Source organism: Parasynechococcus sp. (genome assembly GCF_042954245.1).
In the GTDB taxonomy this organism is placed as follows: Bacteria; Cyanobacteriota; Cyanobacteriia; order PCC-6307; family Cyanobiaceae; genus Parasynechococcus.
The window spans coordinates 1-2184 of the sequence record NZ_JBGKDP010000026.1 but is presented as its reverse complement, the minus strand read 5'-3'; the positions used below and the strand labels follow the sequence as shown (position 1 = coordinate 2184).

Genomic DNA, 2184 nt, shown 5'->3' with positions numbered 1-2184 from the left:
ACAACTTCCCCCTCGACCTGGCTGCTGCTGAGTCCACCCCTGTGGCTCTGCAGGCTCCTGCCATCGGTTGATCTGGAATCAACAAACGATTCAGATCAACTGAGTCGGAAAGCCCCCTCCTCGGAGGGGGCTTTTTGTTGTCTTGGATTTTTAAATGGTGGCGGAGGATTGATGCAGCCCGGTGTCTCCGCTGCTGGTGCCAGCTGATTGAGTAAAAGGGCAAGGATTTCCAGCAAAAAAGAACCGCTGAAGCCAGCGGTTCTTTTTTGTTCTTTAAATATGCGGAAGACGCAAAGCCCTGGTCTACCTCTAGGCCTCGATTTACTTCTTCTTACCAATTCGGATAATAGAGGGACGAAGCGCGCAGGCGAGCGCACGGAACGGCTTGTGCACACCCTCAACGATGAGGCTTCCCACGGCTTAGGCGTTAGCGAGATCGAGCTTCATGACCCTTGAATTGACAATGCATTTCTACTTCTGAACCCGTCATTTGATCTATTCCCCATTTGGGGACGGTTGATCTGATTCCAAAGAGGAAGGTCGCCCCTCCCAGGTGGAAGAGACGGCCTAGCTCGCTCGTTTATGCATGGTTCAACCCATCACTTCAGAAAAGAAAGAGGGTCGAAGCGTCTGGCTGGTGGCAACTCTGGGGCCATTGGGTCCAGGTGTGATGTAGGTCTCCTACGGGGCACCTACGAACGGTGCAGAGGAGAATCGACTGATCAGACGACCATCAATGTCATCACAGACGAAGTGCTCACGTTTGGGTTGAAAAGTTGGAGCAGGGGCCAAAAGTCAGGCTGCTTCTGCTGTTTGCTCAGGTGGAGTGTCGGCCGTCATGGGCTCCTCCGATCTCGATGGACATGTCAGCGGTTAACGGCTATCCGAGTTAACGCTCATTGCCTTCGAGGCTGAAATCACTCGGATTGCTTTCAACGTGTCTTCCACGGACCACAGCCCTCCAGCACGAAAGCCTGATCCCAGATGGGGGTATCAGGAGGCGATCAGTAGGAGTTGATTGATCCCATCGGCGGGAGTCGTCATCCTTCTGCCGGTAATCGAGGGAAGGCCTTGTTACTGAGCGACAGGGCTTTCTTTCACGAACAGAAGACTCCCTGGAGCCGTCACTCTCCAGGGTTTTTCTTCGGCCTGGTGACTCACATCTATCCGAGGGGCTGAACCCCATATCAAATGACGTGCCCAGGGTCTGAAAACGCCGTTAGCGTCGTCGGCGTGAAACACCTGAACCCGGCTTACATCGGTGGACCGTGATCGTCGCGATCATGGCCTTGGCTGTTTTCGTTGGCGGCGCCAACGCTTGCCATTACAGCCCCGAGTCAGCTGAGAAAACCTCCATGGAGGCCCCTCAGAAAACTGACGAGAAGGCTGAGGTCGAAGCTTGAACGACTTTCGACAGCTATCACCGCTCTCGTCATCGTCACCGTGGTGATCTCTACGGCAGTCGTTTACGTACTGGCTCAGCCCACTGACCTGCCGAGATACAAGGAGAACGATCCGAGATCTAAGGAGGACGACCGCTGAACGTCGATCACCTTTGGCGTTCCAAGGGGCTGACAGCCCCTTCTATCGGTTGGGCTGACCTTGAATTTGCAAATGATCCTGAGCAATAAAAAACGGCGGGTTCTTCAGGCCCGCCCTCATCCGTCTTTTTTCTTGAGGTGTCACGCACAAGAATCCGCAGCTCTGCGGGCTGAGAACCTAAGTGTTCAGAACGAACGTCTGTGGATTCCGTAGCCGCGGTGGGAGTTATATCCGGTGCTAGTCATGTGATCGAGCTGGCGGATGGCACTCACTACGGCGCCAGGGTTGTTCTGCTTCATCGCCTGTCCAGCAGCAGTCATCAGCGTTTGGATTGACCAACTCAGCAGCTCTTTCCGGTCGATGCCGCTCTCTCATCGATGTCGTTCTTGATCTGCTGCCAGGCTTTCTTCAGTAGCCGGTAGCCCTGGGATCGGGAGACCCCCCATGTTTGTCGCGCATATGTAAGACAAGTGGTGTTGGGCTCACCGGCCAGGATCATTCCCTGAAGGTAATCGACTCGTTCGGCAGTGGCTGCTGCGTTGGCTTTTGCCATGGCCAGTCAGGTTCCGTATTCAGCAGGTGGGCGATTAATTCGCGGTGGGTGATCAGCACGATCCCGGCGAACAACGGCAACACGTCGGG

General features: G+C 54.8%; 1 protein-coding gene. It reads left to right on the top strand.

Annotated elements, in window-relative coordinates; translation table 11 throughout:
* The first annotated feature begins 1742 nt into the window (after window positions 1-1742).
* A complete protein-coding gene (locus ACGVJ8_RS00845) occupies window positions 1743-1877 on the top strand; it encodes a hypothetical protein (protein ID WP_392345050.1) in 135 nt (44 codons plus the stop codon).
* Window positions 1878-2184 lie beyond the last annotated feature (307 nt).